Origin of the sequence: Acinetobacter sp. LUNF3 (assembly GCF_022699605.1) — a bacterium.
GTDB classification, from domain to species: domain Bacteria; phylum Pseudomonadota; class Gammaproteobacteria; order Pseudomonadales; family Moraxellaceae; genus Acinetobacter; species Acinetobacter johnsonii.
In genome coordinates this window covers 1,440,141-1,466,184 of record NZ_CP093968.1, presented here as the reverse complement: position 1 = coordinate 1,466,184, position 26,044 = coordinate 1,440,141, and the positions used below count along the sequence as shown (strand labels likewise).

Genomic DNA, 26,044 nt, shown 5'->3' with positions numbered 1-26,044 from the left:
TTCTAAGTTATTCTTATCCCTTAAAATTCAGTTTAACTGAAGTTCCAGGCAAAGTAAGTAAGAAATTTCTGCGTGAAATGCCCTAGTTTTAAGATGTTATTCAATATATAACAACGCCAGACGAACTTGGTCATAGCCCATACGTGGATTAGTCAGTTCCACAATAGGGCGAAGCTTGATCACACCATCTTCGCTAAAGTGTTCTGTTTGCTGACGCTTCATTAAGCGTTTATAAATTTTCCGCACTTGCTCAACTACTTCTTCTCCAGGATGTGCCACGGAAATATCTAAGCCCTGCTCTTTATGCAACTTTGCCAAATGGTTGATAATGGTTGCTGCCGTTAAACCGCGCTCTTGTGCGATATCTGCAATTTCATAACCACCTTCAAACAATTCACGTGTTTCATCGAGTGTTGCAGAAGCATAGTTGGCTTTACCTGCATTACGGGCAATTTTCTTTTCATTCCGCTCAATCTCAATTTCATTGAGCGTTCCGCCACAGTGACGGATAAATGCCTTGTGCTGCGGGTCAAGATCAACGGCCTCGAAATGTGTCTCGGCTTCATCGGACAGTTCTTGGAAGCGACGGTCTGCCTTAATGGCAAGACTGTCTAACTCCAACGCTTGTTCATTAAAACCTAACAACCTTAAACCTTCCAAAGTCTTTAAGCGCGACAAAGCCACATAGCCCTGTCCTTTTTCAAAAGTATGACTAAGATTAATTTCCGCTGCCGCTAAAGTCATCCCTTGTGACTTATGGATGGTGATGGCCCATGCCAAACGCAATGGAATTTGCTGAAAACTGGCAATGGTTTTGCCTGCATCATTGTCCACTGACCAGGTTTCAGGCTCAACCACCAATACCGTACCATCAGTCAGTTTGACCTTCGGCAAGATCCCAAAGTCATCATCTTCTTCAAAGCCCACCACTTCGCCTAAGCTACCGTTGATATAGCCCACATCAAAGTTGTTCTTTACAAACATCACTTTGGCATTTTTCTTGAGGGTTAAATTTTCAGGTGCACGCACAGAAGACTTTAAGGTTTCAATAAGCTTGTCATTGCCATCACACACCGCCTCAAACTGTCGGCCTTCATTTTCAATTTCATTCAAATGTTTGAAGTTGATGGTATCCACGTCCATATTATGCGTATATAAACGTGTAAAAATTTCCCCAATATCTTGCTGACGTGTAGCTTGCAAAGCCTGCAAGTGCTGAGAGTTAATACTCTGACTGCGGATGGCATTTAAAATATCATTGAGGTAATCATTGCCCTGACGGTGCTGCTCGGTCAAATAGCACACGCGGAATTTAGCTTCCACCCAAGCATCAGACATAAAACAGAATTTATCGCGGTTGCGTTCTTCATTTTTACCGACTGGCGGCAACTGGAAGAAGTCACCTGCAACAATCACTTGAATCCCGCCAAACGGCTCTTCACTTTCTTTAAAGAACTTAAGGACTTTATTGACCAAATTGAGTTGCTTAGCATGCAGCATCGAAATTTCATCGATGATTAAGACTTGGGCATTTTCTAAATGCTCTTTTAAGTATTTACGTTCTTTCATGCGTTTGAGTTCATCTTCCCCCAACGCATCTTTAATTCCAATGCCAGCCCAAGTATGAATGGTCATGCCATTCATATGCGTTGCGGCAATACCTGTAGAAGCTGTAATCGCCACAGGCACTTTGCGGGCTTTTAAATAGTTAATGTATTGGTTCAGTGTATAGGTTTTTCCTGCACCAGCGGAACCGGTTAAAAAGACATTTTCGCCCGCTTTTAAGAGTTTGAGTGCAGTTTCTTGCTTCATAAGACCTATACCATTGATGAACGGCTATAGCCTACCGAGTTTTTGCTAAAAAGTTAAGCAGATCTCGTCACACAGTAAATGATGTGCGACAAATTAGGTCAATTGTTGTTTAAATTTTAAGAGCTTGATTATTGGGTTTGGTTCAGCATGGCAATGAATTGTTCAGCGACCACAACATCATCAGGTAACGCTTTTTGGTTATTTGGATATTCAAGCTGATCAAATAACAGTTGCCCTGCAATATAATGACAACCGAGCGTCAAGTGCCGCTGTGCGTCGGTATGACTCATATGAAATGCAGCATATTCGCGCACAATAATTCGCTCAGCAAAACTGGCTGCTAAGCAATGTTGAAAGCGACGTGATTCAGCAATGATGCGATCAATATCTTTGAGCTCCTCAAGCACCCAACTCTCAATAAAATAATAAGCTTCATGACTGATCGGTTGCCATGAGACACAACCAAGCTTTCGTTTCAGTTCAGCGAGTAACTCTTGGCTATGCAATTGATCATGCCACTGCACAGCCTGATGAAATAGGCTCTTCCATGTGACATTTTTTAAAACCTCCTTTTGCGTCTCAAAATGTTCAGGCAAATAATCGCGCACATAAGCATCAAACACCGAAACTCGTAAAGGTGGCCGATTTAAATAAAATAACTGTCGAAAGCTTTCAATATGCAGTTTATGTTGCTTTAACTGAAGATAAAAATCACGGTGCTGTTGCTTATCTTCGCTAAAATAAGTCACTAAGTCTCCTGGGAGTTTCTGCGCAATTTTATCTAGATGCTGAATATAGGCCTGCATTACACGACTCAATTTTGTGTAGACCCGTTTCCCCCATTCAGGTTGTTGTTCGACCACACGGCGCAGCAGTTCAAGCCATTCATCTAAATATAAAATAGACGGGCTGATCGCTATCCGCTGATCATCCATATCTTGGCGTCTATTTTTTAAGACCACATGCTGGTTGGCCTCCAGCTCAAACCAATGCTGTTGTAAGGCATACTCATAGCAACTTTGTATAAATAAGCGAGCCGCAACATGTTGGAAGTACTTTAAAGTCGTGACAATAATCTCAGGATGATAAGACTGCGTATCGAGATAACTTAAAGCCGTTACGGCAACGCGTATACTACTATGCTGAATATTTTGACTAACCCAGTCTGTCACCACCGCTTTTTGTTTGAATAACCAATTTACGGTACGGCTTTCATCAAAAATTGGATGTTTGGCGACCTTCTTTTGCCATAGCTTGGTCTCAGCTTTTAAAAAATGCCGCTTAGACAACAAATCACGCGATGTCCAAAGATCCCGATGCATAAGCCGCACAAAGCCAAGCATATGGGGCTGCTCTTTAGCATGCGGATACAACAAATGAATGTCGTGCGTATGATCCATCAACTCTTGTAACGAAAACCGTTCAGGAAATGCCGTTTGTACAATGCGATAAACATACGGATCTAAGAATTGATTGGCACTGCAACACAGCTCATCATAACTATTCATTAAAGACTGTAGCGGTAAAATATCTTCCGCCTGATCTACATCTAAGTTACATAAGCGCTGCAACTCGGCCAGCAAACTTCGCTCAGAAGCTGGATCAGCTGTATTGAATTCAACTTGCTGGCATAACTGTTGAAAGAGTTCTGATTGTGTTTCCCGTATTTCAGTCAAAATTGTTTGCACGCGACTCGGTCCATCGAACAAAACAAACAGCTGTTGAAGAATCAGCTGACGCAACTGTTTAACTTTATTGCGCAAATACAAAGAATGTTGTGGGGATTGATCACCCACTAAAAATACAATGTCGTGTAAACAAAACTCTTCGAGTGCTTCTGCATAGTGCCCTTGATAGATAAACTGTGGAACACACAGCTCCATCTGTTCAGCTAGCGCATAAAACTGAATATGAAAACAATGATTTAAAATTTGAATCCGTTGTTGTTTTACGTCGACACTTAAAACGTTTTGCACATTGAGTGTGGAAAGAAAAGCGAATTGCTCGTGATAAAGCTGCTGAATACTCGGAACAACTTGTCTTAACTGTATAGCAAGACTTTGATATTGCTTAAGCTTATCGTTTTGCTCCACGGCTTTTCCTCTTTGAATTTGGCTATTTCACCACAACTTCAAAACCAATATAAACAAATCCTGAACCACAGGCTATGCCTTTTATCGATAGCCATTCTGTTCGCTAAAGTCAGTCTTTGTCATTCCCTTACTTATGGTAGGTATTTGGTAGGTACACAAGTTTTTTGAATCATTCGATACTGTAAAAACGGTAATGAGCACCGATAACAACATAAATAATGGTAGAAGGAATCGCACCATGGCTTTTAAAAATATTGCAGATCAAACGAACGGTTTTTATATCCCTTGTGTTTCACTTTTTGGCCCAGGCTGTGCCAAAGAAATTGGTGGTAAAGCACAAAACCTCGGTGCAAAGAAAGCACTGATTGTAACCGACGCAGGTTTATTTAAATTTGGCGTAGCCGACACCATTGCAGGATATCTCAAAGATGCAGGTGTTGATAGCCACATCTTCCCAGGTGCAGAACCGAACCCAACTGACATCAATGTCCACAACGGCGTGACTGCGTATAACGAACAAGGTTGTGACTTTATTGTGTCCTTAGGTGGTGGTTCTTCGCATGACTGCGCTAAAGGTATTGGACTCGTGACTGCGGGTGGTGGTCATATTCGTGACTACGAAGGGATCGATAAAAGTACGGTTCCAATGACCCCTCTTATTGCAATCAACACCACGGCAGGTACAGCGTCAGAAATGACACGCTTCTGTATTATTACCAATACAGATACCCATGTAAAAATGGCAATTGTGGACTGGCGCTGCACTCCACTAATTGCAATTGATGACCCTAAACTGATGATTGCAAAACCTGCAAGTTTAACGGCAGCAACGGGTATGGATGCCTTAACCCATGCGGTAGAAGCTTATGTTTCAACAGCCGCAAACCCAATCACGGATGCCTGTGCTGAAAAAGCCATTTCGATGATTAGCCAATGGTTAAGTCCAGCAGTTGCGAACGGTGAAAACTTAGAAGCACGTGATGCCATGAGTTATGCACAATATTTAGCAGGTATGGCATTTAATAATGCATCTCTAGGTTATGTCCATGCGATGGCTCACCAACTTGGTGGCTTCTATAACCTACCTCATGGCGTATGTAATGCAGTTCTACTTCCACACGTCTGTGAGTTCAACTTAATTGCCTGCCCTGACCGTTATGCACGAATTGCTGAACTGATGGGAGTTAACATCACAGGTTTAACTGTCACAGAAGCTGGATATGCTGCAATTGACGCAATTCGTGAACTATCTGCATCGATTGGTATTCCATCGAGTTTGTCTGAATTGGGTGTGAAAGAGCAAGATTTGGGTGTTATGTCTGAAAATGCACAAAAAGATGCCTGCATGCTGACTAACCCACGTAAAGCAAACCATGCTCAAGTGGTCGACATCTTCAAAGCTGCACTCACATCTAGTGCTTCAGTGGTCGATTTTAAAGCAGCGGTCTAAGTTCTCTTCTTAACTTTTTGTTTGCTTTGACAATTTAAGTGGAATGAAACAGACGTCCATACTGTTTCATTCAGGTAAGCCTAATCCTTGCTTACCTGTGCACTTAAATTGTCTTTTTTTATTTGTGGTTGACAAAGTTTTGCACTTCATCAAGGATAAGAAAACTCATGACAATAACAACCAGAGCAAATTATGTCAGCAACTCAGACTCATCCTGCGTATACAACTGATGTCCTCGGTGAAGGCTATGAACAATTAAAACTCAGTTTTCCAGACGATTATGAAGGTGCTGTATGCGCAACCCTCGTACGCAAAAAAGCACCGCAAAATACTCAAAAAGCTGTGCTGTATATCCATGGTTTTATTGACTACTTTTTCCAAACCGAAATGGCTGAACAATTTAATCAGCATGGTTATGATTTTTATGCGCTCGATTTAAGAAAATATGGTCGTTCTCACTTGAGCCATCAAAAATATTATAACGTCCGTGATCTCAACGAATATGATGCTGAGATTACCCAAGCCTTAGAGATCATTGGCAATGAAGGCCATACTGCGGTGCTGCTTGCAGGACACTCTACCGGTGGCTTAATCACGACTTTATACGCTGCGCACAATCCTAAGCATCCGCTGATCAAAGCACTTTGGGCCAATAGCCCTTTTTATGATTTTAATATGCATCCCATGAAGCGCAAACTTGGCGTGCCGCAGCTCAGTCGACTCGCAAAGCATTTTCCTGACCTCAAGTTTCCAAGTGAACTGAATAAATGGTATGTACCGAGCCTACATCAAAATGAGCATGGTGAATGGAACTTTGATTTGAAGTGGAAACAACCACGCTATTCTATGGTTCGGATCAGCTTTGTACGTGCAATCCATGAAGCACAGAAAGAAATTCATCGTGGTGGTTTGAAGCTCTCCGTCCCTGCACTCATCATGCATTCACATCAAACGCTTAACCCAAAGAAATGGGGCGTAGCCGCGCAAACCAGTGATGTGATTTTAGATGTTAAAGACATTGAAAAGCAGGCTAAAAATTTACAAGGTGACGTCAGTGTCGTGACCATTCAAAATGGTTTACACGACTTAGTCCTCTCTGCACCTGAAGTTCGTGCTGAAGTTTATGCTGAGCTGTTCCAGTGGCTCGAGCAAAAAATAGTGTAACTACACCTTTCCAACACAATTCATAATTTTTAAATTTTATATTTCTCAAGTAGCTGATGCGCAGGATGTCCATCCGGAGTCAGCTCAATGAGTCGCTCAACGGCATCAATCGCCTCTGGGTAACGTGCGACATGTTTAAACAACATATCGGTTTCATTGGCTTTAAAAATCGCACTGCTTAAACGTGACTCCAAGCAGTCGCGCCATGCACATAGAAATGGACTTTCTGTTTTAGGCAGTAAAACACCTGAACACAGCTTCAATGCGGTCTCAATATAGGCAGCATCTAAGGCCTGCTCGGCTTGTAAAAAATCGGCCTCAATATGCGCCAAAATTCGATAGGGACGAGATCCCAACATGCCACCAAGCAAGTCACGCAGTTGTGACATTTCGGCCTTAAGTGTTCCCACACTCACCTTGCGCTCACCATATAAGGCCTGATGCAAAGTATCTAAAGTCATACCCTGTGGGCACAACGCCAAGATGGTCAAAATTTCAATTTGTCGCGGTGTGAGTACCATCACTTTGCCATTGAAATGTACTTGTGGAACACCAAAAGCACGGATATACAATTGTTGACGCTGGTATTCTAACAGAGCCGTTTGAATGATAGATGCACAGCGCTCTGCTGCGAGTAGACCAAGGCTATTATGATTTTTCCATGTGGTGGATAAATCAATCACCCCAAGGACGTGTTTTGAGTAAGGGTCGATGATCGGCGCAGCATAACAAACCCAATCATGAATGGAGCTCATGTAATGTTCATTTGAAAAGACACAACTGGACTGTTGCGTTTTTAAGGATAAGGCCAATGCATTGGTCCCCACCAATTCCTCTCGCCACTGCCCGCCTTCAACAAAATGTACACTTTCTGCCGCATTACGCATTTGTCTGCTGGACGCACTCCAAATAATGGTACTGCCGATATCGCCTACAGCGACCACCATCGAAGACTGCTGTGCAATGTGTCTCAGTTCATCTGCGCAGTAACTCAAAGCATGTTGTAGCGCTGAACCTTGTGACATAGAACCTTCAGAAATGGGCGCAGCAAAGCGATCTTTGGGAATTTCTGCGGAGTTAGAGCGCTGCCATGAACTTGCAATACTTTTACCCAGTTGTTCAGCTTGTACCGTCGAAATACTGCTGCTAGTTCTAAGCTTTTCTATTTCTTGTCTTTTCTGTATTAAATGTTGCATTGCCATCATTCCTTATTCTCAAAACAATTCCTGATATACGTCCACTGTATTACTTGGTTGTAAACATTTGTCAAAGGCTTGTAAACCTCCTTCCTTCCAACCTTTTTCCAACCTTATATTAGTTATGCTACTTAAATATTGTACAGATGTACCTTATACCAAAGCTGTAGATGCTTTTAAAAAATCAATAAGCAAAGGAACTTCAATATGCGCTATGTAGACCCTAACCAATCTGGTTCTAAAGTAGAATTTAAAGCACAGTATGACAACTTTATTGGTGGCGAGTGGGTTGCTCCAGTAAAAGGTGAATACTTTGAAAATATCTCTCCTGTCGACGGTAAAGTTTTTACAAAAGTCCCTCGCTCATCTGTAGAAGACATCGAACTTGCACTTGATGCTGCGCATAAAGCCAAAGAACAATGGAACAAATCTTCTCCTACTACACGTTCAAATTTACTCCTTAAAATTGCAGATCGTCTAGAACAAAATCTAGAAAAATTGGCTGTGGCTGAAACATGGGATAACGGTAAACCGATTCGTGAAACACTTGCAGCGGACATTCCTTTAGCCATTGACCATTTCCGCTATTTCGCAGGTTGTATCCGTGCGCAAGAAGGTGGCATTTCTGAAATTGATGAAGATACCATTGCCTATCACTTCCATGAACCATTAGGCGTGGTAGGACAAATCATTCCATGGAACTTCCCAATTTTGATGGCAACATGGAAAATTGCTCCTGCTTTGGCTGCGGGTAACTGTATTGTACTTAAACCTGCAGAACAAACCCCTGCGAGCATTTTGGTTTTAATTGAACTCATTCAAGATTTATTGCCTGCAGGCGTACTAAACGTAGTCAATGGTTACGGCGTAGAAGTTGGTCGCCCACTCGCAACCAATCCACGTATTGCTAAAATTGCATTCACAGGTTCGACTCAGGTCGGTCAATTGATCATGCAATACGCCACTGAAAACATCATTCCAGTGACTTTGGAATTAGGTGGTAAGTCTCCAAACATCTTCTTTGAAGACATTATGGATCAAGACGATGAGTTCTTAGACAAAGCACTTGAAGGTTTTGCCATGTTTGCACTTAACCAAGGTGAAATTTGTACGTGTCCATCACGCGCTTTGGTTCAAGAAAGTATCGCAGATAAATTCCTTGAAATGGCAGTTGAACGTGTGAAACGCATTAAAACAGGTCACCCGCTCGATACAGAAACGATGATTGGTGCGCAAGCTTCACTGGAACAACAAGAGAAAATCTTGGGTTGTATCGCAACAGGTCGCGGTGAAGGTGCACAAGTACTGACAGGTGGTAGTGAGCGTAATGAAGTAGGTTCTGGTTTCTATATTGAACCAACCATCTTCAAAGGCACCAATGACATGAAAATTTTCCAAGAAGAAATTTTTGGGCCTGTACTTTCAGTGGCAACATTCAAAGACTTTGACGATGCCATTCAAATTGCCAACGACACGATTTATGGTTTAGGCGCTGGTGTATGGTCACGTTCAGCACATACGTCTTACCGTGCAGGTCGTGCAATTCAAGCGGGTCGCGTTTGGACCAACTGTTACCACATCTACCCTGCACATGCCGCTTTCGGTGGTTATAAAAAGTCAGGGATTGGTCGTGAAAACCACAAAATGATGCTCGATCATTACCAACAAACTAAAAACTTACTTGTGAGCTATGCAACCAAGCCTATGGGCTTCTTCTAAGCACTTAGCTTATTCGTATACAGTTCTCTATGTGTTTAGGGTGATTCGTTACCCTGAACACCATCAACCATCAAAACAATAATTCAAAACTGTGTCATATAAACATTAGACAGGACGTCTAATCGCTTGGTACTGAAATTGCATAAATATTGCATCCATCAAGCCATCTATAAAAACTCAAGATATGGAGCTTCACATGACCGATTCTCCCATTAACAGCCCAACAACTCCGCTCTCTACTTCAACGGTAAGCACATCTGACGACTATTTTGAAAAAAGGCAACTGAAACAAGGTGCTGTAGGCTGGCTATTATTAGTCGGTTTAGGCGTGGCTTATGTCATTTCAGGCGACTTTGCTGGCTGGAACTTCGGTCTTGCTCAAGGTGGCTGGGGCGGTATGTTTATCGCAACGGTTGTCGTAGCCATCATGTACTTATGCATGTGCCTGTCGATGTCTGAAATGGCCACCATGCTGCCCACTGCGGGAGGTGGCTATAGCTTTGCGCGTACCGCATTTGGCCCATTTGGTGGCTATCTCACAGGCACGGCGATTTTAATTGAATATGCCATCGCCCCTGCAGCCATCGCATGCTTTATTGGTGCCTACTGCGAGTCCTTATTTGGTGTCGGTGGATGGATCATTTATCTCATCTGCTATCTGGTTTTTATGGGTATTCATCTTAAAGGTGCAGGTGAAGCCCTCAAGATCATGTTTGTCATTACCGCCATTGCAGCCGTAGCTCTTTTTGTCTTTATCATCGCAATGGCGCCACATTTTAACAGCGCCAACTTATTTAACATTGCACCGACTGAAAATATCGGAGCAAGTAACTTCCTACCGATGGGTTATATCGGCATTTGGGCGGCGGTGCCCTATGCCATTTGGTTCTTTTTAGCGGTAGAAGGTGTTCCACTGGCAGCAGAAGAAGCCAAAGATCCATCTAAATCGTTACCGCGTGGTTTGATCGGTTCGATGCTGATTTTGGCCGCTTTTGCCCTACTTATTCTGTTCTTAGGCGCTGGTGCTGCTGGCGCAGAACAGCTTAAAGAATCAGGCGCACCTTTAGTTGATGCACTGGTAGCCGTCTATGGTCAAAACAGTTGGTTAGGCAGTTTTGTCAATTTTGTCGGTCTAGCAGGTTTAATTGCGAGTTTCTTCTCCATCATCTATGCCTATTCACGTCAAATTTTCGCCTTATCTCGTGCGGGATATTTACCGACCTCGTTATCACTGACCAATAAAAACAAAGCGCCCTATTTAGCGATTATTATTCCCGGCATCATTGGCTTTTTATTGTCCCTAACAGGTGAAGGTGATCTGCTCATCCTGATGGCGGTATTTGGTGCGACCATTTCTTATGTCTTGATGATGCTTTCTCACATTAAACTGCGCATCAGCCGTCCAGAATTACATCGTCCCTATAAAACTCCAGGTGGGATTGTCACCTCATCGATTGCTTTGGTTTTAGCCAGTATTGCGGTGATAGCTGGTTTTGTGGTGGATCCTAAAGTTTGGTTTATGGCTGCCGCTATTTATGCGGTCTTTATTGCCTACTTTATTTTCCATAGTCGCCATCGACTCGTTCAAGGTACACCTGAAGAAGAATTTGAAAGTATTCGTAAGGCCGAACAAGACTTATAGAAGGACCTATGACATGGCTTATAAAACGTTGATTGGACATCAGCACTATGTGTTTAATGATTTAAAAACTTTAATGGCAAAAGCAACCCCGCTGCGCTCAGGTGATCAACTTGCAGGTGTTGCAGCGGAAAATGCCACTGAACGTGTTGCCGCACAAATGGCACTGGCCGAGGTTCCATTGAAGCAGTTTTTAACTGAAGCGCTGATCAGCTATGAACAGGATGAAATAACCCGCCTGATTATCGATGAGCACCGTAGTGATTTATTTGCGCCGATTTCACATTTTAGCATAGGAGACTTTCGTAATTGGCTACTCAGTGAAGATGCGACTACGCAGAAATTACAACAGCTTGCACTCGGTTTAACCCCTGAAATGGTGGCTGCGGTGAGTAAGATTATGCGCAATCAAGACCTCATCTTGGTTGCGAGTAAATGTGAAGTCATCACCCGATTTCGCAACACCATTGGTTTAAAAAGTCATATCTCGACCCGTTTACAACCGAATCATCCGACTGATGATCTCTTGGGGATATCAGCCAGTATTTTAGATGGCTTGATGTATGGCAATGGTGATGCCGTCATTGGGATTAATCCTGCAACCGATAACCTACAAAATTTATCGGAGCTGCTCAAACTACTCGATCATGTGATCCAAGAGCATCACATTCCAACCCAGTCTTGTGTACTGACGCATATCAGTTCGGGGATTCAACTGGCTGAGAAAAATGTGCCGATTGATTTAATGTTTCAATCGATTGCAGGCACTCAGCGCGCCAATGAAGGTTTCGGCATTAACCTTGAATTATTACGTGAAGGCTATGAAGCGACACTCGCACTCAAGCGTGGGACTGTGGGACAAAATGTGATGTATTTTGAAACAGGTCAAGGCAGTGCTTTATCTAGTAATGCGCATCACGGCGTAGATCAGCAAACCTTAGAAGTCCGTGCCTATGCAGTAGCTCGTAAATTTAACCCACTACTGGTAAATACTGTGGTTGGGTTTATTGGCCCAGAGTATTTATACAATGGCAAACAAATTATCCGTGCAGGCTTGGAAGACCATTTTTGTGGCAAGCTCCTAGGCTTACCTATGGGCTGCGACATTTGCTATACCAACCATGCCGATGCCGACCAAAACGATATGGATGTGCTACTCACCCTATTCGGTACAGCTGGTTTGAACTTTATTATGGGCATTCCAGGCTCGGATGACGTCATGCTGAACTATCAAACCACGTCATTTCATGATGCGCTGTATCTAAGGCAACTTTTGGGCTTAAAAGCCGCACCTGAGTTTGATCTGTGGTTGGAGGAACAAGGCATCTTTAAACAACAGCAGCAGCACATTCTCTGGCCAGAACATATCCCGCCGCAATTTGAAAAACTTTTGCATATATAAGGAGCAGCTTATGTCACTTGTTCCTCTAGAAAACTATCAATCTGAACAGCATCAGGATGTTTGGGAAAACTTAAAGAAATTTACCGATGCTCGTATCGCCATTGGGCGTGCAGGCTGTAGCATCCCGACCCATGAACTGCTGAAATTTCAACTGGCGCATGCGGAAGCGCAAGATGCGGTACATCAAGCTTTAGATGTCGAACACTTAGTTGCAAGTTTTAATACACTAGGTTTGGATAGTCTGACGGTACACAGTCAAGCTGAAAATAAGCAAGAATACTTAAAACGTCCTGACTTAGGTCGCCTGTTAAGTCCAGCTTCACAACACGGTTTAGAGGTTTTTAAATCCAGTAATCCTCAAAACTATGATGTCTGTATTGTGATTGGTGATGGACTATCTGCACGAGCGATTGAAGAAAATGCAGTGCCTTTTATTCAGCACCTTATCCCGCAGTTGCAAGCGGAACACTGGAGCATTGCACCGATGGTGATTGCTACTGGAAGCCGAGTCGCTTTGGGTGATCCAGTCGCAGAGTGCCTACAAGCCACTATGCTCGTGATGCTGATTGGCGAAAGGCCTGGTCTGAGTTCACCTGATAGTATGGGCATTTACTATACTTGGAAAGCTGCCTCGGGCACTTTGGATGCTAAACGGAACTGTATTTCAAATGTTCGACCTGCGGGCTTAAGTATTCCTGTTGCAGTACAACGACTACTGTCTCTCATGCGTGGCTCTAAGAAACTCGGTTACTCAGGTGTAGACTTAAAAGATGAACATGAAATGGTCAGTCTAGACACGGAACATACGCCTAAACATTTATTTTAATTTGGAGCAGATCAGCCGTGATTTTACGGCTGATCTTAAATAGCGTGTCCTTTAGCTAGCGTTATTCAGCGCTTGTTCTACAAAATGTAAGCGATCTTGGCCCCAATACATTTCATCACCCACAAAGAATGTCGGTGCGCCAAAAATGCCACGTTGAATGGCCTGTTCTGTTTCAGTGATCAGTTTTTGTTTCACAACATCCGCCTGAACCATACTCATAATATCTTCTACAGAAAAACCACTTGGTTTTAGCACTTCTGCCAAGACAGTAGATTCATTCAGATTTTGTGGTGTACCAAACATCGCATCGAATAACAGTTTCAAAACTTGCTCAAACTTTTCTAGATGCAACAATTGAACGCCTGTCAAAATCCTCATTAGGGTTAAAGTATTCATTGGAAAATGCGGATTCATTTGCATTGGAATATGGTAATACTCCGCCCAGCGCTGCATATCTAAGATTGAATAAACCCCTTTGACAGGAATCTCTATCGGACTACGATTGCCTGTTGCTTTAAACACCCCGCCCAATAAAATAGGCTTATACACAATCTGAATCTCTTGCCGCTCTGCCATTTGCAGTAAACGATAGTAGGCCAAATAGCTATATGGGCTGCCTAAATCAAAATAAAATTCTACGCTTTTCATGCTTTGTCCTTTTACCACGTTTCCATCCAAGGTCTTAAATCTAACTCATGCGTCCATGCATCGCGCGGTTGCTGCGACAAATGCCAATAATTTTCTGCAATATGCGCGGGATTTAATATGCCATCCTGTTCTTTGCGCGCGTACATGTCAGGAAAAGTGTCTTTAATAAAGTCAGTATCAATTGCCCCATCCACCACCACGTGTGCCACATGAATATTTTTCGGGCCGAGCTCACGTGCCATACTTTGCGCTAATGCACGCAGTGCATGTTTCGCCCCTGCAAAAGCGGCAAAGTTTGCTGCACCTCTTATGCCTGCGGTTGCACCCGTGAAAATAATGCTCCCATGTTCACGCACGACCATACGCTTTGCCACTTCACGCCCTGTCAAAAACGCACCGAAGCAAGCCATTTCCCAAATTTTAAAATACTTACGTGCAGTTTCTTCTAAAATACTACATGGCACATTCGCCCCAATGTTAAACACTAAAACATCGATTTCACCAATATTGGCTTCAATTTCTTCCACCAAAGCGATAACTTGCTCTTCTTTACGTGCATCAGACGCAAAGCCATATGCAATGCCACCTTCAGCTTCTATCTCTGCAATTAAGGGCTGGAGTTTTTCGGCATTTCTTCGCGTCATGCAGGCGATGTATCCACCACGTGCAAAACGTTTCGCAATTTCACCCCCTGTAGCATCTCCTGCGCCAATCACTAACGCGACTTTCTTTTTAGCATCAGCTTTTTGCAACTGCTGTTCTGGCTGTAGTCCATCCATAAATACACTCCCCCTTATAAAATAACGATCGTTATCATAACGATCACTATGTTATAGTTTTCAGCATCAGTCAATTTTATTTTGATGAAACTCCTATGCGCTATAAAACAGGCTATAAAGAAGAAAAACGTCAAGAGCTACTCAAAATCAGTGCTCAACTGGCCAAGAAACAAGGCTTTGCCAATACAGGTGTCGACGGTTTTATGAAAGCGGCTCAAATGACCAGCGGTGCTTTTTATTCGCATTTTTCATCGAAACATGAATTGTTTGAAGCACTGATCGAGTCCGAGTTACAACACAGCTTTCAAGCATGGCAAGCCAATCCGCATGACAATATCGAAGAGTGGATTGACTTCGAAATTGAACGTTATTTAGCGCTGTCTCATGTGCAACGTCCGGATCAAGGCTGTGTTATTCCCTCTCTTGCAGCCGAGGTAGCACGGAGTAGTGAAACAACAAAACTGTGTTTTCAACAGGAAATGCTTCGTGGTCACGCACTCTTTACACAACATCTAGGCAATGAAACACAAGCTTGGGCGGTACTGTGTCAACTGGTCGGTGCAATTGTCATGGCACGCAGCATGGCGGATGAACATCTACAAAGAGAAATTTTAAGCTCAAGCAAATGGATGATTAAAAACATGCTACAGCTCAAGTAAAATCTTGGATTGAATTTATAGTTTTTTTCTACATCTTTTCTGATTTATTGCCTTCAACTTCTACGCATTTCCCTGTACATTTTTACACTTCTTTAACCTCTGTGAACGAGCCAGCTATGACGACACTCCCCGATACGATTTACGCGATTCAGCATCTTGCTTTTGAAGATTTGGGCGCATGGGAAGATGTGTTATATCAATTGGGTTATCGGGTACGATATTTCGAAGCAGGCAAAGATGACTTAGTTAAAGCGTTGAACTACACAGGTCTAACCGTCATTTTAGGTGGACCGATTGGGGTATATGAAACTGAAGATTACCCTTTCTTACAACAAGAAACAGACTTACTAAAAGTTCGTTTAGAAAAGAATTTACCCACTTTAGGGATTTGCTTAGGTGCACAGTTGATTGCACATGCACTCGGTGCAAAAGTATATGCAGGTCATAACAAAGAAATTGGCTGGAGTCAGTTACAGCTCAATATCGTTGAACAGAACCCATTACAAGCACTGGTAGGAACTGAAGTACTACATTGGCATGGAGACACCTTTGAACTCCCTGCTCAAGCTGAACTGTTGGCCAGCTCAGAAGTTTATCCCAACCAAGCTTTTCGTGTAGGCAAAAATATTCTTGGCTTACAGTTCCATCCTGAAGTCGCAGCGGACGGTTTAGAAAAATGGCTAATCGGGCATACTGCTGAGCTTCGTCAAGCGAAAATCAAAATTCCAGCATTGCGTGCAGACAACCAACGCTGTGCAGCTCAACTAGAGCATGTCTCTGGACAAGTTTTGGCAGCGTATTTAAAAGCACTGGTTTAATAATTCAGCCATAATCCGCTCAATGCGTCTTTTGCTCTAATTTTTAAGTTTACAGCAGACATAAAAAAGCACCTCTATGAGGTGCTTTTTTGGTAGATATGGCTTATTTTGCAACAGCTTTAGGCTGTGGAACTGATGCTTCAGTGGTGATATTCACAGTAATTTTATCACCCACGTTAGGCACATATGCACCTACACCAAAAGCAGAACGGTCAAATGAAGTGGTTGCGTTGAAACCAATTGACTGTGCCTTGGTCATTGGGTGCTCACCTTGTTTATTTAACACCGCATCTAAAACGACAGGCTTTGTCACATTTTTAATGGTTAAATCACCTGTGATTTTGTATTTATTCGCGCCTACAGCTTGTACTTTTGTACTTTTAAAAGTGATGGTTGGATATTTTGCTGCATCAAAGAAATCAGCCGCTTGTAAGTGTTCATCTAAAGCTTTTACGTTGGTGTTTAAGCTAGATAAAGGAATCGTTACATTCACCGATGAATTTGCAGGTTTTGCATTATCGACATTAATCACACCCTGAATGTCGCTGAAGTTTGCAGATGGCGTTGAAAAACCAAAGTGGCTCCATGTGAAAACTGTTGCTGTATGTGTAGGGTCAATTTGATATGCCACAGGTTTCGCCATAGCAAATGTAGTCGCAGTTGCAACAGCCAAACCGATTGTTAAAGCTTTAAAGTTCATGTTTTTATCTCACATTGGAATACTGCTTAGTCTATAGAGTTCTACAACGAATACATCTATAAAGATAAAACGATATGTTGCAACTTTAGAACGATATAATTGTTTTTAAATGTAGCAACTTACCTACACCCGATATTGAATGAAACCAATCTTCTTCGCGACTTTATTCTAGATTTGCTGTGAGACTAAATTATCCTGATGGGTGAGCCAATAAACCCGATCACATGCTCGCTTTTCGGTGCGCATTTTGACGTGTTCGATTAAAGCTCTTGCAACCCCTAGCCCACGATAGTCCTCATGCGTAAACAAACCTTGTAAATATGCATAAGGCTTTAACGTCTAACAACTATCATGATCTACCACATGCACAATGCCAACAACTCGACCTGCTATAAGTGCGGCAAAACCATACATATGCTCACGCTTAGAATCAGTCAATTTATGCCACGTGTTTTCAGATATCTGCTCCAATAAATCAACCTGATAAAATGCCTGATAAGCTTGCCATAATGTAGCCCAGATCGATTGATCGATTTCTGTCAGTGACACAATATGAATATTTGGTACTTCCATTTTGTTCTCAAAGTGATATTTATTTTTGTAAGACTTATATTTAAATTGAAATCGCCACAAAGAAAAAGCCTTATTGAATCGCTTCAATAAGGCTTCTTTTAGACGTGACAACCATCATAGTTTTTCAATCAGAATCCGATCAATCAACTTCATACCTGTCTGCTTTTCATGATTTTTACGACGGATCTTAATTTGCTTATCTTCTGCTAAATCTTGCAATAACAGTTCAACAGCAACCATCGCCTCCAAAGGTAGATCTGGTCCAATCCACTTCTGTTCGCCCGCATCCATCAATACAACTTCATCATGAATTTGATCGTACAAGCTCATATCATCACCTAAAATTTATGCAGCTACTTCAGCAGCAGCTCGCATATTATATACACCATTCAAAATAAAAGACGCCCCTAAACTGGAGCGTCCTTCAAACAGTTAATTTTAAAAATTAAGCTGTCAATTCTTTTACCGCAGCAACAACTGCTTCAGTGGTAATACCGAAGTATTGGTATAAGTCTTTCGCAGGTGCAGATTCGCCATAAGTCGTCATACCAATTACACGACCATCCAAACCTACAAACTTCCACCAGTAGTCTACATGTGCTGCTTCAACAGCAACACGCGCACGAATGTTTGATGGAAGAACCGCTTCACGGTACGCTGCATCTTGCTTCACAAATTCTTCAGCACATGGCATAGACACGACACGCACACCGTCAAGTTGTGCATGCGCTTCCATTGCTAAAGATACTTCAGAACCCGTGGCAATAATAATCGCTTTTAATTCGCCTTTTTCTTCAGCCAATACATAACCACCTTTCGCTACATTTGCAATTTGTGCATCTGTACGTGTTTGGAATGGTAAGTTTTGACGAGAGAAGATCAACGCTGTTGGGCCTTCTGAACGTACAAGTGCAGATTTCCAAGACACAGCTGCTTCAACTGTGTCACATGGACGCCAAGTATTTAAGTTTGGTGTACCACGTAAAGACGCAATTTGCTCTACAGGTTGGTGCGTTGGACCATCTTCACCCAAACCAATTGAGTCATGTGTATATACATGGATTACACGTTGTTTCATCAATGCAGACATACGTACTGCATTACGCGCATATTCCATAAACATAAGGAATGTTGCAACGTAAGGAATGAAACCACCGTGAAGCGCAACACCGTTTGCAATGGCAGTCATACCAAACTCACGTACGCCATAGTGTACGTAGTTACCCGCTGGATTGTCTTGAACGCCTTGGCAACCTTTCCAAAGTGTTAAGTTAGAACCCGCCAAGTCCGCAGAACCGCCTAATAATTCAGGCAATAATGGACCAAATGCTTGCAATGTGTTTTGGCTTGCTTTACGTGTAGCAATGGTTTCGGCTTTTGCATTAGTTTCAGCAATAAACGCATCTGCTTGAGCAAGGAATTCAGCTGGCAATTCACCTGAAAGGCGACGTTTCAATTCAGCTGCTTCAGTTGGATATTTTGCTGCATATTGAGCAAATAATTCATTCCAAGCCGCTTCAGAAGCCGTCCCTTTTGCTTTTGCATCCCATGCTGCATAAACGTCAGCAGGAATTTCAAATGGACCTTCAGACCAGCCCAATGCTTCACGTGTTAATGCGATTTCGTCATTACCTAGCGGCGCACCGTGGCAGTCCTCTTTACCTTGCTTATTTGGTGAACCTAGACCAATAATCGTTTTACAGATGATGATCGTTGGTTTTTTCGTTTCAGATTTTGCTTGCAAAGTTACAGCACGTAATGCATCTGCATCATGACCATCAGCTTTAAGTACTTGCCAACCATAAGCCAAGAAACGTTGCTCTGTATCGTCAGAGAACCAACCTTCTACTTCACCATCAATCGAAATACCGTTGTCGTCATAGTAAGCAATTAGTTTACCTAGACCTAGTGTGCCTGCAAGTGAACATGCTTCGTGAGAAACACCTTCCATTAAACAGCCATCACCTAAGAAACAGTAAGTGAAATGGTCAACAACGCTCATCTCATCTTTGTTGAACTGCGCTGCTAAGGTTTTTTCAGCTAGAGCAAAACCAACTGCGTTTGCAATCCCCTGACCAAGCGGGCCAGTTGTAGTCTCAATACCTGGTGCATAACCTAATTCTGGGTGACCCGGCGTTTTAGAGTGCAGTTGACGGAATGCTTTTAAATCTTCAATTGATAAATCATAGCCCGTAAGGTGCAATAACGCATATTGCAGCATAGAGCCATGACCATTTGATAGTACAAAACGGTCACGGTTCGCCCATTGTGGGTTAGTCGGGTTATGGTTGAAAAACTCACGCCATACCACATCAGCGATATCAGCCATCCCCATTGGCGCACCTGGATGTCCAGAGTTTGCTTTTTGCACAGCATCCATTGCCAATACACGAATTGCGTTTGCAATACGACGTTCGTTAAGCGGGGTTGTCATAGGTCAGAGTCCAAACAAATGATTTAAAGAGTAAGATGAATAGAATTCAAAGATAGGTGTATTGTCTTAAAAAAAGAGGAATGGGTAAAGCCTAATGGACAATATTTCGCTATTTATTCATCATCAATGTCTAATAAATGCGGGCATTGCCTAAAATCACAACAATTTCACTCAGAAATGTCTCTCTAGCTTCTTTTAGTTCAAATTCCACACGATAGAATGGCCAACTTTTTAAAAGCAAAGCTCGGCCACCCTATTCACTAATCAGAACAAACCGTTATCCTTGAGTATCAAACACATCACAAGATACATTTGTATTTTTTACATACAATTAAACACTCATGGTGAAATTTATTCATTTTTTTAGATTTTTCATGAATTAGTACAAATTATAGATTCTTTTATGATGCATATTTTGAGCATTTTTTCTTTACCAACCTAACACCCAAGCCAATACAAACTTGAGCAAGTTATTGTTTTACATTTAGATATAACCAAAGCAAAACACCTCATAATAGGTACCTGTATACTTTGAAGCAAAACCCGTTACTTTGTCATTTCGAACTAAAAATAAACGCTATATCAATTTTTTAGATGCTTATATCAGATAAAAAGTCGTTGAATTGAAATAAATTCAGTCATTTTGGTCGTGTAGAACTGGCTCAAACGGCTAAGTCGATGTACCATATTGCGTCTTTTAAATTAACTGTGATAGGACTTATGCGCGAGTACGCTGTATTTACCTCGGAATCTGTAAGCGAAGGCCATCCAGATAAAATGGCTGACCAAATCAGTGATGCTATCTTGGATGCGATCTTAAAAGAAGACCCATATGCGCGGGTTGCTTGTGAAACGCTTGTAAAAACGGGTGCGGTAGTACTTGCAGGTGAAATCACAACAACTGCAAATGTGGACTTTGAAGCGATTGTTCGTCAAACCGTAAATGGTATTGGTTACCACCATTCTGACCTTGGTTTTGATGGTTCAACATGTGCCGTGATCAACATGATTGGTAAACAGTCACCAGAGATTGCTCAAGGTGTAGACCGTCAAAAGCCTGAAGATCAAGGTGCAGGTGACCAAGGTTTAATGTTTGGTTATGCAAGCCGTGAAACTGACGTGCTTATGCCTGCTCCAATTTCATATGCACACCGTTTAATGGAAAAGCAAGCTGAGCTACGTCGTAGTGGCGCTTTACCATGGTTACGTCCAGATGCAAAAAGCCAAGTGACTTTTGCTTATGAAAATGGCATGCCTGTTCGTTTAGACGCAGTCGTATTATCTACCCAGCACGATCCTGAAATTTCTCAAAGCAACTTAAAAGAAGCTGTGATTGAAGAAATCGTGAAAAAAGTGATCCCTGCTGAAATGTTCCATGCAGACACCAAATTCCACATTAATCCAACAGGAATGTTTGTGATTGGTGGTCCAGTGGGTGACTGTGGTTTAACAGGTCGTAAAATCATTGTAGACACTTACGGTGGCATGGCACGTCACGGTGGTGGTGCTTTCTCTGGTAAAGATCCATCTAAGGTTGACCGTTCTGCTGCTTACGCAGGTCGTTATGTTGCGAAAAACATCGTAGCTGCGGGCCTTGCTGACAAATGTGAAATTCAAGTGTCTTATGCCATTGGTGTGGCTGAGCCAACATCTATTTCGATCAATACCTTCAATACAGCAAAAGTATCTGAAGAGTTGATCATTGCATTAGTCCGTGAACACTTCGACTTACGTCCATACGGGATCACTCGTATGCTTGACCTCATTCAACCGATGTATAAGCAAACTGCTGCTTATGGTCACTTCGGTCGTGAAGGTTCAGATACAGCATTTACGTGGGAAAAAACCGACAAAGTGGAAGCACTTAAAGCTTCAGCTGGTCTATAAGTTTGATCCTAAAAGAAACCCGCTTAATGCGGGTTTTTTTATTTGAACTGATGGAAAATAGCCCATCAGTTCAGTCGTGAAGTCATTGAACCTCACTACTTGGGTTTGTTGTCATGATTGAGCACATCAAAGAGCGAAGTCACGGCAGCGGGTTCGCTGTTTCGGTCGGCCAAATAGACTTGTACAGATTTAACAATAATCGCTGCTGCAAGACATGCAACAATACAGAAAATCCAAAATCCAAAAGGACTTCGAATATTATGTGATCCACAGTTTGGACAGTCTTTATCTGTTGATGCGACAACTGTTTCACAACATGCGCAGTGGTATTGATAGAGCATGGCTTTACCCCCCTTGTTTTTGTCCTTTCTTGTTTTTATTGTCCATCACCCTGCCTCACAGAATGTTAGATTCATTTATCTTATGTGAGTATTTGTTGAGACTCAAGCGCCATTCACCTGAAGTGATGTCAGCAACGGCTTACACTGAAAGATTAATCAATTGATTTAACGCATATTCCTCTTTATAACACCGAATCATGACAATTTCATTTTGTAACATAATAGTTTTTGACGTATTCCAAAGTATTTGCTCGAAACCCTTTAGTTTTCTCGCGATTGTTTATTAAAATAAGATGCAACGATGAGGAAGAAAGAATGGTTCTGTTGATTAAAAAAGGCGGTTTACGCGAACGTGCCAACCGCAGCCGTAGCTATAAAGGTTCAGAAAATACCGAAGCGACATTACAGCCCAACCGCTATGCGCAAAGTAAAAAAGATGAAGTGTCTAGCTTGGAACAGGCTCCATCATCTAAAGAGCTTAAAAATGACTTAGATGTAGATTGCGAGAGCATCGTACCAAAGCCATAAAGCAAAAATTAGGAACAACCCGCCAGAAAAAATGTCGATATAACTCCCTGAACGCTGATATGCCGCCTTAATTTTAGGTAATGACAAGAGCAGCATCAGCAGTGCAAAAGTCATAAAAGTTTGGATTGGAATAATCACCGCAAGTTGCATTTTTAAATAGGGACTTGCGCTAGAACTCAAGGCTAGTGAAAACACACTACTAAAATAAATCAGTGTTTTCGGGTTAGACAAGTTAGTCAGCAAACCTGACATGAAATAATGGTTGGCCTTTGGTGGAGGCAGTTTTTGACCATCATCTAGCAAGGCTTCTTGCTGCATTGTGTTGAGACCGGCTTTCAACATCAGCCAGCCCATACGTGCAAGGAACACCCCACCAATCACCATCAATACTTGTTGAATCCACGGCATTTTGTCGATCAGTACGGTAAAACCTAATAAGGTTAAAACCACCCAAACGACGATGCCAACAGAAATACCTAAGATCGTTTTTAAAGTGTTTTTTTGTGTGGTCGAAGCTGAACTTTTGGCAATCAGCAAAACATCAGGACCAGGACTTAGCTGCGCAACAAAATGCAATGCGCAAATCGTGAAAAGCAATGACATAAAAAAGTGGCATAAATTTTAAAAAATAATTATATCGTTTGTTATATTTATTTTAAATCATAAGCACTTAAACCATTTTCATAAAGATAAAAAAAGCCGAGTTAGAACTCGGCTTTAAAATTAGGCATGAAATTATTTATTCACATCTTTCATTTCAATTTTTTTCGCCTCTGGCGTAACTTCTCGTGCTTCGCCATCAATAATACTCGAGTCACGATAAGCTGAACCACCCTGCTGTTGCTGCATTTCTTGCATCTGGCGCATGATATCTGCAAATGGGTTTTGACCTTGAGCACCACCGCCCATGCCATTCATATCCCCCATCATGCCACCCATCATTTTTTCCATCATCGCTTGCTGACGTTTCATCATCACGTTCATCAGCGCGCCCGTCATGGCTTTTTGCACCGCAGGAATAAGCAATAACACGGCAACCACGTCTGTCACCAAGCCAGGAATCAATAAAAGAAAGCCCGCAATGATTTTTGGCAGATTGTTTGTTAATGCAGGATCTGCACCCATCTGGCCCGCTTGCATTTGCTGCATTTGTGGCATTAAACCTGCTGAATACTTACGAATCAGGCTCATACCAATAAAGAAAGCGGCAATAAACCAGAAGAATACGTACCACATGCTACCAACGAGGTCACCCACGCCAATCCATACGAAGACTTCGAGAATGACACCAGCTAATATAAAAAGAAATAATTTCATGAAAATTAATCTAATCTCAACAAAATGAATAAGGTGCAAGAATCAAGTGCTCAATCTACATCAAGCTTTTTTGATACGCTTATGTAACAATATGGGCATATTATTTTTTTTAAAGGGCAAGCATGTCATTAATTATTGGTATTGACCCCGGTTCTCGCCTCACAGGCTACGGTATTATTCAAAAAGAAGGTCAAAAACTAATTTTTGTCGATGCTGGCACCATTCGTACCGAAGCTGCTGATATGCCTGAACGGCTAAAACGTATTTTTGCAGGGATTGATCGTATTGTAAAATTTCATGGCCCAACCGAAGCCGCAGTTGAGCAAGTATTTATGGCACAAAACCCTGACTCCGCACTGAAGCTAGGGCAAGCACGCGGGGCTGCTATTGCTGCACTGGTAAACCTTGACCTACAAGTTGCAGAATACACCGCACGCCAGATTAAACAGTCGGTGGTCGGTTATGGCGCTGCGGACAAAGAACAAGTACAAATGATGGTGATGAGACTCCTAAACCTGAGCATCAAACCACAGCAAGATGCCGCCGATGCTCTCGCTGCTGCTATTTGTCATGCACATGCTTCAGGCAGTATGACTAAGCTTGCTGTACTCAATGCTCTTGGCGGTATGGCGCGCGGACGCAGCCGTAGTAGCTCTCGTCGACGCTAAACGTTAAGTAACATAGTTTTTAAAGTCTTTACGCATTTCACGTACCGATGGTGCTTTGGGATAAGTTGCTATCAGCATTCTTCCCGAAATGCGTAAATTTTTCTTTTGAGCAGGATCGATACGTATAAAGACCAATTCTTCTGGCTCATTGCGATGGTTGATCTCACAAATCATAATGGTGTAGTTTTTTTCGATCACTTTATAACGACTAAATGCCTGCTGTACGATTTGCTTAAAATTTTTCTGTCCGCCTGCTGGTGCAAGTTGGGTATAAATCACCAACAGTATGCATGCACCAACCACCAAGGCCACCAGTAAGTATTTATCCATTATTCCTCCCCTCTTTTACCATTATTCAAAGTCTTTAAATTTTAGGCTTGATTGCGTTATATCGTGTTTTCTTACTACTCAATAGTTCTTTTTGCTACATCAATGTTCTTTGCCCGAAGCATTTACTTGATTTTCTTCTATTTGAAAAGAATTAAATAATTTTAAAGAATCACGCTGAATTTTTTCCCAATGTGGCAGAAGCTCCGCATGGAAATCTATATCCAAATTACTAGTATTAAAACCATAATTTGGTACATGACTATTTAATTCACACGCCGTAGCACCACTTGGATATGAAGCACACGCAATGACTACACCAATGCCTTTCCCGTTTTCTTCTTTCCAGTAAATTTTTTTAGAAATATTATCTTGCTCTCCCAAATCTATTTCATAAAGTGACAAACTTGCATTAAATTTCTTCTCCGAATTAATATCACTTATGCTCATATCTTTTCGAGCACCCATCCGTTCACTTAAATAAAATTTCAATGAAGGCGTATAATCAAAAAACGTTTTGTCGTCTCCCCACTCATCCTTCCAATTACCACGTTGTGATAAAGTGAAAGCGATGTCACTGATTTGATTTGAGGAAAGCCTAAAACCTTCTGAAGGATGCATTTCTGGCCATTTCACAAGAAATGTGGCGTTACCGATTTGGTCATTACAATCTTTGGTATTATGTAGCTCTCTATAGCCTTTCTCCCAGTAACTGACATCTTGATATTCAACTCTTGCAAAAAATAAATATCGTCGATCAATGCGCATTTTCTGATCACCAAAACTTCCACACTCATATGGTTTTTCTTTTAAGCTCGGTACATCACTTGGTTCTAATACACTAACAATAACACTCAAAATAACGATAATGATTGGTGACAATAGTATAAAGATCAAAAAATGTTTTAGCTGAATAGGCTTTCGAAGAAAATTTAAAATCATAAGTCATCTTATTTAATTATTCATTTTTTTCATGTACTCCTAAAATTAACACAAAGTATTTGAGATATAGTATTTTTTTATTCAAAATACCCATCATATAAAAAGCCCATCAAATGAGATGG

Annotated in this window: 24 protein-coding genes and 1 pseudogene; 11 read left to right on the top strand and 14 right to left on the bottom strand. The window is 41.9% G+C overall.

The genetic code is table 11. The features are described 5' to 3' along the window. Positions 1-96: 96 nt before the first annotated feature. Both MN200_RS07180 and MN200_RS07175 read right to left on the bottom strand, forming a co-directional pair. Positions 97-1,812, bottom strand: a complete 1,716-nt coding sequence (locus MN200_RS07180) for an AAA family ATPase (protein WP_242760453.1) — start codon at positions 1,810-1,812, stop codon at positions 97-99. 128 nt (positions 1,813-1,940) lie between these two features. After that, positions 1,941-3,905 carry a hypothetical protein gene (locus tag MN200_RS07175; RefSeq protein ID WP_242760452.1) on the bottom strand — a complete coding sequence of 655 codons (1,965 nt, stop codon included), beginning with the start codon at positions 3,903-3,905 and terminating at the stop codon, positions 1,941-1,943. A gap of 238 nt (positions 3,906-4,143) precedes the next feature. Between MN200_RS07175 and MN200_RS07170 the strand changes: the two genes are divergently transcribed. Continuing rightward, positions 4,144-5,355 (top strand): iron-containing alcohol dehydrogenase, encoded by a 1,212-nt coding sequence (locus MN200_RS07170; RefSeq protein ID WP_242760451.1) that lies wholly within the window; start codon positions 4,144-4,146, stop codon positions 5,353-5,355. A gap of 192 nt (positions 5,356-5,547) precedes the next feature. Continuing rightward, complete coding sequence (locus MN200_RS07165) at positions 5,548-6,519, top strand: alpha/beta hydrolase (protein WP_242760449.1); 972 nt, start codon at positions 5,548-5,550, stop codon at positions 6,517-6,519. Between the two features lie 29 nt (positions 6,520-6,548). On the opposite strand, the gene MN200_RS07160 is transcribed toward MN200_RS07165, so the two are convergent. Next, a complete protein-coding gene (locus MN200_RS07160) occupies positions 6,549-7,724 on the bottom strand; it encodes a transcriptional regulator (protein ID WP_010326873.1) in 1,176 nt (391 codons plus the stop codon). 198 nt (positions 7,725-7,922) lie between these two features. Here MN200_RS07160 and MN200_RS07155 point away from each other — a divergent pair, with 198 nt between their 5' ends. The 4 genes from MN200_RS07155 (at position 7,923) to eutC (ending at position 13,301) form a co-directional block, all read left to right on the top strand. Continuing rightward, a complete protein-coding gene (locus MN200_RS07155; protein WP_242760447.1) occupies positions 7,923-9,434 on the top strand; it encodes an aldehyde dehydrogenase family protein in 1,512 nt (503 codons plus the stop codon). A 196-nt stretch (positions 9,435-9,630) separates the two neighbouring features. Continuing rightward, positions 9,631-11,076 (top strand): ethanolamine permease, encoded by a 1,446-nt coding sequence (gene eat, locus MN200_RS07150; protein WP_242760445.1) that lies wholly within the window; start codon positions 9,631-9,633, stop codon positions 11,074-11,076. Positions 11,077-11,089: 13 nt separating this feature from the next. After that, complete coding sequence (locus tag MN200_RS07145) at positions 11,090-12,475, top strand: ethanolamine ammonia-lyase subunit EutB (RefSeq protein WP_242760443.1); 1,386 nt, start codon at positions 11,090-11,092, stop codon at positions 12,473-12,475. A gap of 10 nt (positions 12,476-12,485) precedes the next feature. Beyond that, positions 12,486-13,301 carry an ethanolamine ammonia-lyase subunit EutC gene (eutC, locus tag MN200_RS07140; protein WP_242760441.1) on the top strand — a complete coding sequence of 272 codons (816 nt, stop codon included), beginning with the start codon at positions 12,486-12,488 and terminating at the stop codon, positions 13,299-13,301. A 51-nt stretch (positions 13,302-13,352) separates the two neighbouring features. Here eutC and MN200_RS07135 read toward each other — a convergent pair whose 3' ends face one another. Both MN200_RS07135 and MN200_RS07130 read right to left on the bottom strand, forming a co-directional pair. Next, the gene (locus tag MN200_RS07135; protein WP_242760439.1) at positions 13,353-13,949 is read right to left on the bottom strand and encodes a 2-hydroxychromene-2-carboxylate isomerase; all 597 of its coding nucleotides are present in this window, start codon (positions 13,947-13,949) and stop codon (positions 13,353-13,355) included. Positions 13,950-13,960: 11 nt separating this feature from the next. Next, positions 13,961-14,728, bottom strand: a complete 768-nt coding sequence (locus tag MN200_RS07130) for an SDR family oxidoreductase (protein ID WP_242760437.1) — start codon at positions 14,726-14,728, stop codon at positions 13,961-13,963. 95 nt (positions 14,729-14,823) lie between these two features. On the opposite strand from MN200_RS07130, the gene MN200_RS07125 reads away from it, so the two are divergent. Together MN200_RS07125 and MN200_RS07120 are read left to right on the top strand one after the other, a co-directional pair. Continuing rightward, on the top strand, positions 14,824-15,387 hold the full coding sequence (locus tag MN200_RS07125) for a TetR/AcrR family transcriptional regulator (RefSeq protein ID WP_168159275.1): 564 nt from the start codon (positions 14,824-14,826) through the stop codon (positions 15,385-15,387). A gap of 116 nt (positions 15,388-15,503) precedes the next feature. Further along, positions 15,504-16,205 carry a glutamine amidotransferase gene (locus MN200_RS07120; RefSeq protein WP_242760435.1) on the top strand — a complete coding sequence of 234 codons (702 nt, stop codon included), beginning with the start codon at positions 15,504-15,506 and terminating at the stop codon, positions 16,203-16,205. A 103-nt stretch (positions 16,206-16,308) separates the two neighbouring features. Here the strand turns inward: MN200_RS07120 and MN200_RS07115 are convergent, their stop codons facing one another. The 4 genes and pseudogenes from MN200_RS07115 to tkt form a co-directional block, all read right to left on the bottom strand. Beyond that, positions 16,309-16,905, bottom strand: a complete 597-nt coding sequence (locus MN200_RS07115) for a YceI family protein (protein ID WP_125274213.1) — start codon at positions 16,903-16,905, stop codon at positions 16,309-16,311. 168 nt (positions 16,906-17,073) lie between these two features. After that, positions 17,074-17,478, bottom strand: a pseudogene (locus tag MN200_RS07110) (GNAT family N-acetyltransferase). 114 nt (positions 17,479-17,592) lie between these two features. Further along, a complete protein-coding gene (locus tag MN200_RS07105; RefSeq protein WP_004696769.1) occupies positions 17,593-17,808 on the bottom strand; it encodes a hypothetical protein in 216 nt (71 codons plus the stop codon). Between the two features lie 115 nt (positions 17,809-17,923). Beyond that, the gene (tkt, locus tag MN200_RS07100) at positions 17,924-19,912 is read right to left on the bottom strand and encodes a transketolase (protein ID WP_242760433.1); all 1,989 of its coding nucleotides are present in this window, start codon (positions 19,910-19,912) and stop codon (positions 17,924-17,926) included. Between the two features lie 720 nt (positions 19,913-20,632). Here tkt and metK point away from each other — a divergent pair. Further along, complete coding sequence (gene metK / locus MN200_RS07095; protein ID WP_004984924.1) at positions 20,633-21,799, top strand: methionine adenosyltransferase; 1,167 nt, start codon at positions 20,633-20,635, stop codon at positions 21,797-21,799. A gap of 95 nt (positions 21,800-21,894) precedes the next feature. Here metK and MN200_RS07090 read toward each other — a convergent pair whose 3' ends face one another. Next, the gene (locus MN200_RS07090; RefSeq protein ID WP_005401120.1) at positions 21,895-22,140 is read right to left on the bottom strand and encodes a hypothetical protein; all 246 of its coding nucleotides are present in this window, start codon (positions 22,138-22,140) and stop codon (positions 21,895-21,897) included. Between the two features lie 315 nt (positions 22,141-22,455). On the opposite strand from MN200_RS07090, the gene MN200_RS07085 reads away from it, so the two are divergent. Continuing rightward, entirely contained in the window at positions 22,456-22,668 is a 213-nt protein-coding gene (locus tag MN200_RS07085; RefSeq protein WP_242760431.1) for a hypothetical protein, read from the top strand. On the opposite strand, the gene MN200_RS07080 is transcribed toward MN200_RS07085, so the two are convergent. Both MN200_RS07080 and MN200_RS07075 read right to left on the bottom strand, forming a co-directional pair. Next, entirely contained in the window at positions 22,630-23,271 is a 642-nt protein-coding gene (locus MN200_RS07080; protein ID WP_078388651.1) for a LysE family transporter, read from the bottom strand. The genes MN200_RS07085 and MN200_RS07080 overlap by 39 nt on opposite strands. 132 nt (positions 23,272-23,403) lie before the next feature. After that, positions 23,404-23,985 carry an FxsA family protein gene (locus MN200_RS07075; protein WP_087013404.1) on the bottom strand — a complete coding sequence of 194 codons (582 nt, stop codon included), beginning with the start codon at positions 23,983-23,985 and terminating at the stop codon, positions 23,404-23,406. 122 nt (positions 23,986-24,107) lie between these two features. On the opposite strand from MN200_RS07075, the gene ruvC reads away from it, so the two are divergent. After that, complete coding sequence (ruvC, locus tag MN200_RS07070; RefSeq protein ID WP_004984936.1) at positions 24,108-24,653, top strand: crossover junction endodeoxyribonuclease RuvC; 546 nt, start codon at positions 24,108-24,110, stop codon at positions 24,651-24,653. A 3-nt stretch (positions 24,654-24,656) separates the two neighbouring features. Here the strand turns inward: ruvC and MN200_RS07065 are convergent, their stop codons facing one another. Both MN200_RS07065 and MN200_RS07060 read right to left on the bottom strand, forming a co-directional pair. Beyond that, the gene (locus tag MN200_RS07065) at positions 24,657-24,983 is read right to left on the bottom strand and encodes a hypothetical protein (protein ID WP_205666770.1); all 327 of its coding nucleotides are present in this window, start codon (positions 24,981-24,983) and stop codon (positions 24,657-24,659) included. Positions 24,984-25,082: 99 nt separating this feature from the next. Next, the gene (locus MN200_RS07060; RefSeq protein WP_242760429.1) at positions 25,083-25,922 is read right to left on the bottom strand and encodes a hypothetical protein; all 840 of its coding nucleotides are present in this window, start codon (positions 25,920-25,922) and stop codon (positions 25,083-25,085) included. Positions 25,923-26,044 lie beyond the last annotated feature (122 nt).